Origin of the sequence: methanotrophic endosymbiont of Bathymodiolus puteoserpentis (Logatchev) (assembly GCF_900128525.1) — a bacterium.
In the GTDB taxonomy this organism is placed as follows: domain Bacteria; phylum Pseudomonadota; class Gammaproteobacteria; order Methylococcales; family Methylomonadaceae; genus Methyloprofundus.
In genome coordinates, this window is record NZ_FQTQ01000009.1 from 1 (window position 1) to 5,304 (window position 5,304).

At 36.8% G+C, this 5,304-nt stretch carries 4 protein-coding genes and 1 pseudogene; 3 read left to right on the plus strand and 2 right to left on the minus strand.

The window, feature by feature from the left end; translation table 11 throughout:
* Positions 1 to 116, plus strand: a pseudogene (locus BQ7314_RS16030) (IS30 family transposase); the annotation flags it as partial.
* 641 nt (positions 117 to 757) lie between these two features.
* On the opposite strand, the gene BQ7314_RS00470 reads toward BQ7314_RS16030, so the two are convergent.
* A complete protein-coding gene (locus BQ7314_RS00470) occupies positions 758 to 1,852 on the minus strand; it encodes a sensor domain-containing diguanylate cyclase (protein ID WP_174481745.1) in 1,095 nt (364 codons plus the stop codon).
* Positions 1,853 to 1,943: 91 nt separating this feature from the next.
* Complete coding sequence (locus BQ7314_RS00475) at positions 1,944 to 3,500, minus strand: CAP domain-containing protein (RefSeq protein WP_174481746.1); 1,557 nt, start codon at positions 3,498 to 3,500, stop codon at positions 1,944 to 1,946.
* 302 nt (positions 3,501 to 3,802) lie between these two features.
* On the opposite strand from BQ7314_RS00475, the gene BQ7314_RS00480 reads away from it, so the two are divergent.
* Both BQ7314_RS00480 and BQ7314_RS00485 read left to right on the plus strand, forming a co-directional pair.
* Positions 3,803 to 4,417 carry a paraquat-inducible protein A gene (locus BQ7314_RS00480; RefSeq protein ID WP_174481747.1) on the plus strand — a complete coding sequence of 205 codons (615 nt, stop codon included), beginning with the start codon at positions 3,803 to 3,805 and terminating at the stop codon, positions 4,415 to 4,417.
* 51 nt (positions 4,418 to 4,468) lie between these two features.
* The gene (locus BQ7314_RS00485) at positions 4,469 to 4,825 is read left to right on the plus strand and encodes a septal ring lytic transglycosylase RlpA family protein (protein WP_174481748.1); all 357 of its coding nucleotides are present in this window, start codon (positions 4,469 to 4,471) and stop codon (positions 4,823 to 4,825) included.
* Positions 4,826 to 5,304 lie beyond the last annotated feature (479 nt).

The window sequence follows — 5,304 nt, forward strand, 5'->3', positions numbered from 1 at the left end:
ATAAGCTTAATAATCGACCTAAAAAATGTCTGAACTACAAAACACCTTATGAAGCTTTTGAAGAGCTAACTGGGGTAGATATAAAAAATTTACTGGGTTATGCACTTATGACTTGAATTCAGGTAACTCTTTTATCTGTTGTGTCGGGAGAGTTACCAATCCCACTTCTTCGAATAAGCCCATAAAAGTCCTTTTACAAAAAGAATTAAGTTGTAGTTGTTTTGCTGTCAGATTCGGTCATACATGGTCAATCTATATCTAAGTACGTACGCATAATTATTTTAACATTTATATTTGAGGTATTTACGTAGATAATATACAAGGATGTGTAGAGCGGTTTTTTGCGAAACCCATCATTCTGCGTGAGGTTGATGGGTTTCATTGCACGCCTAAAAACAGGCTCTCCATTCTACCCATCCTTGAATGTTAAATTAATTTTTATTAGGTACTTAGTCTGAATGATTACAATTTATGTATGTATTATGTTTGGAGGCTCAATCATTAGCGTAACTCATAAGGTGGATATACAAGGTTGGAATAGCGCTAGCGTTTTCCGACATATTGCTTGCCACTAACGTATTGACTTGCTATCTGTGGTGGAAAACGCTAGCGCTATTCCACCCACAAAAATATAAAACTAATTTATGAAAAAATATTTTCCAGCACGCCTTATGATGAATTTTGGTACTCCTATCACAAATGCCACGCGGCGAATTAATAGTGCTTGGGCTCCCCTTGAGGTCGAGTTTTTATAGCTTTATTCAGTTGAAAATAAAACAACTTTACCACGATTTTCTTTTGCTCCATAAAGGGCTTGATCGGCTTTCTTTAACAAGCCCTCAGCGCTAGTGTCATGTACTGGATATAAGCTTATTCCAATACTCACACCAATAGATATACTTTTGCCTTTTATATTATAAGGTTTCGAAATAGCCTGTATAAGTTTCTCTGCAATTGATATAGCGCCTTTTGGAGCTAAAATCATCTCCAGTAAAATCACAAATTCATCACCGCCTAACCTAGCGATTATATCGGTATCACGAATACATGCTTGCATACGCTGAGCTGCTTCAATCAAGACTTTATCTCCGTACTCGTGACCATGCGTATCATTTACAGCTTTGAAAAAATCCAGATCCAAAAAAAGAACAGCTAATGAACGATCAACATGCTGAGAAAGCTTTAGTGCACCTGATAATGTTTCCATGAATTTTCGTCGATTAGCCACTCCGGTTAATTCATCCATATAAGATAATCGATACAGCTCTTTTTCAATGAGTTTACGTTCTATAATACCTGCCAATGCTTTGCCACATGCATCCAAAAAATCAAGTTCCAGTTGCTCCTGTTGATGACCGTGTTTGACATAAAGATTTAAAATACCTAAAGTTTTTCCTCTGGAAAGAATAGGCATATTGTAGTGGCCATGTGGTTGCATGCCTTCTGGGTGGTAGTGGTGGTCTTTATCGATACAGTTACGAAAAATCAAGGTTTGGTCAATGGCTGCCTTACCACATAAACAACTACCAAACGGTACTTGTTTGCACATAGTAAGCAATGATTGTCCCAGGTTGTGATGAGCAATCATATTTAACCCCTGGCCTTGTTCATCCGTTAAAAAAATACACCCTTTTCCTTCTAATGCAAGCCAAGAGATATTAAGGACAAGAAGTAATATGCTCTCCATTTGCTCTTCTAATGAAACAGGCATCAGAGAAATATTTAAAATTTCATTTGTAGCATCTTGAATATCAATACGGTGGTGTAGTTCATCCATAGCTTTTTGATATGATAAGGCTTCATTTTCCAATTGTGTGACTTTGTTTTGTAAAGATATTAATTCACTTGGCATAACCCACCTCTTTAAAAGAAATTGAGTAAAAAATCTCTATTTTATTTTTAAATATATTATTAGGTACGTACTTCTGTACTTAACTGGTTTTTTAATTTACTTGCACACGATAGCTTGTGGGTTGAGTATAGCAAGTCTGCTGATGACAGTTGGATATAACTATGGTATAGCGACCTGCGGCTAGATTTAGTGTAAAAGCTTTATCGCTAGCCATTAGTAATTGCTTGTCGATATCATATACGGCAATATAAAAAGCCATATTAGAAAACTGACTACTGCCTATAAAAGAGTGTATTCCAGCGGGTAAATTTAGGCTATAGCTATCCTTGTCATGCTTATCAGAGATAAGACCCTGCATAGATAAGCCACTTTGTTGATCACCTGCCTCTAGTGGGAAGTTAATGTCGATAATATTTTTATAGTCGATCAATACATCATAATGAATGCTGATTGTTTCGCTTGATTGATAGCGAATATTATCAATAGTAACGGTATACCAAGTATCGTATTGCCAGTTATCCACTTCCCAACTTAGATTATTGGGTACGCCAATGCCTGCGGTGTCGGTGTGAATGTTCTTGAGGGTTAGTACATGACCATTACTTTTTTGTTTCACCGTAAGATTGATATTCGCAAAATAGTCCTGTTGATTTACCCATAAGGAAGATTTATCCTCAATTAGGCTAAAGCTCCAAGGTGTGTTTTTAGTGGATGTTTTGTCGGAAAAGAATAGATAGGGGTAACGTAAATACGGAAATGCAACAAAATCAGGTTTTTCAGTAGGTTCGGACATGGAACTGTCAGAAAAATTAAATACTTTTACGGCAGATGCTCCCAATACTTGACCATAGCTGGTTTGTGATAAAAAGGGATTTAAAAGCGCGCGACGATGTCCGACAGCTGCGACAGTTGATAGGTTAAAAGCATCATCAACGAAACCGATTAAGTCTTCGGCGGGGTCGCTATTGCCACTGCCCAAATGTAAATTACTACTACTGCTCCCATCAAATCCCGCTTGGCTATAACAAAGTGCGCTGGTGTTGGGTTTGTGTGCTAAGAAATTATTAGCCCGTTGAATTAATGCCGACTGTTGTACCTCAAGGTCAGCTGTGTGGTCGTAAATGACTGGAGGGATCTGGTGCAATTCGCGGATTTTATTCAGTGTTGTTAATGCTCTGTTTTTGGCGGTATCACTTAAAGAGCCTGCAAAACAAGATTCGACAGCGGGTAGTTGTCTATATAAAAAATCAGAGCTAGCAAAAGTAGCTGCATTGATTTCTTTGCTAAGTATTTGCCAGAAATCACGGTAGCCTGCGCCTCTGTCTTGAATTTGTAAAAAACCAATATTGGAATAGTCACTATTTTTCTGGCTGCTATCGTAGGCTTGTACGGCGACATAAAAGGCAGCGTCTTGCCATAAGGTTGTTGTAAAGTTCGTTGCAGAGTGCATATCAATACTGCCAATGCTGGCTTCTCCTTGAAAAGGAAATGCGGCATAAAATAAACGATAGCCAACTGCATTGTTGGTGCTAGACCAGTTTAAGCTGACCTCTGTACCTTCTGTTTTAACATGTAATATCGGAGCAGCAGGTTGTGCTTGACTAGCAAAGGTAGTAAAGAGCATAACGATAAATAATACTTTGTACATAAATAATCCTTCGATAAGTACTTTGCAGGTAAAAGTGAATGTTATCTTCTAAAAATTAGTCTTCTTTTGAGTTTGAATAATTTCTTCGCTTCGAGTTTGTAGAGTGAGTTCAAGTTAGCATATTGTTTTGCAATTTTATAAAGGTTATTTATTCTTGCCTTAATATAGTATTATCACTCATATTTAATTCGTAAGCTGGAATAGTGTAGCGTTTTTCGACATATTGCTTGCCGTTGGCGTTTGACTTTTTTCTGTGGCGGAAGCGCTAATTTATTCTACCCTACAAAATATAAAACTAACTGATGAAAAAATACTTTCCCGCATTGTTGTTTATTCTCTCTATTGGCTTTTTAATTCCAGGTATTATTCAGCCTTTTATGACCCTTAAGGCGGAAATTAATAAGCAAGAATTATTTGATATTGCTGCGCAAGAGATTTTACCTCCAGCGAAGAGAAATAATGATATTATGCAAAACATAGTACGTTCAGTTATTCGTGATGTTCATTTCGAAGGCTCCCTGAATGTTTTTGAATCGACGCGTAGTTTATGGGCGACCCTGTCTGACCTAGTTGCTCATGGCTATGTCATCGTTGGCTTACTGATTGGTCTATTTGGCATTATTATTCCCTTTATTAAAATTATGCTTAATCTAATAGCCTTATGTTTAGCGTCGGGGGAAACCAGAAATGACCTATTAAGTATCAGTAGCGTATTGAGTAAATGGTCTATGTCGGATGTGTTTTTTATGGCTATCTTGGTGACTTTTTTGACTGTAAATGCGAATGCCCAAGGGGTTAATGCCATACAGATGAGTGCTAGGTTCGAGTCTGGATTTTATTTTTTTGCTACTTATTGTGTTTTAGCGATTGCAGCGAGTCAGTTGATGCAGTTGTGGAATGATGAGTTAGCTGAGTAAATAATAATTACTGTCCATTTTGCACAGTAATTCAATATATAAGAAAAGATTATGTTAAAAATATCACTTCGAGGTCTACTATTTTCTATTTTTTGCGCCAGCTCTTCATTTGTATATGCGGCTGAAGAGGGCATTGCTTCATATTATTCTGATGTTTTTCAAGGTAAAAAAACAGCCAGTGGTTCAGTTTATGATAGGAATAAGCTGACGGGTGCTCATAAAAAAATTCCCTTTGGTACTAAAGTTAAAATCACTGACTTAAAAAATAATAAATCAGTTATCGTCACGATTACCGATCGTGGCCCGTACAGTAAAAAACGCATAGTTGACCTGTCTTATGCGGCGGCGAAAGAAATTGACTTGATTAAAGCCGGTATTAGTAAAGTTAAGCTGGAAATTATTGAATAATTACCCGAGTGGATAGTGAGACGTTACGTTTTTTTGCTATGGAGAGGGTATGAAGCTAATGAAGAGTTTGGTGTTTTTCTTTATGCTCTTCATGGTGTTTTTTGCCTAGAAAATAAGTTATCAGGGTAGTTTGTTACTGAAGCTTTTACTTTTAAAATTAATACTTAGGCAACTGACCATAAATACGCCTCATCTTGCTAGTCTTTTTGTCTGTATTCTTTTTGCTAGAAATAGCTACGTAGCTAGCTATGCACCTATTTTTTGCCTTGAAGACAAATAAAAAGTCTTGTGCAATATAAGGGGATTGATTGCGTGTTATTTTAGTTTGATAGAAGCGGAAAGTTTCACTACCGTACACTTTTTAAAACAGGTATTGCCAAGCATGAAAAAGGTGATAATGTGAAAATTTTTCATTGAGAATACCTTATAATGTCAGACTCTTACAATATTTACCGTACTATCTATAGCGCTCTTCAGAA

Coding starts and splice junctions, on each gene's coding strand:
- BQ7314_RS00470 (WP_174481745.1), bottom strand. CDS start 1,852: ATGCCAAGTGAATTAATATCTTTACAAAACAAAGTCACACAATTGGAA.
- BQ7314_RS00475 (WP_174481746.1), bottom strand. CDS start 3,500: ATGTACAAAGTATTATTTATCGTTATGCTCTTTACTACCTTTGCTAGT.
- BQ7314_RS00480 (WP_174481747.1), top strand. CDS start 3,803: ATGAAAAAATACTTTCCCGCATTGTTGTTTATTCTCTCTATTGGCTTT.
- BQ7314_RS00485 (WP_174481748.1), top strand. CDS start 4,469: ATGTTAAAAATATCACTTCGAGGTCTACTATTTTCTATTTTTTGCGCC.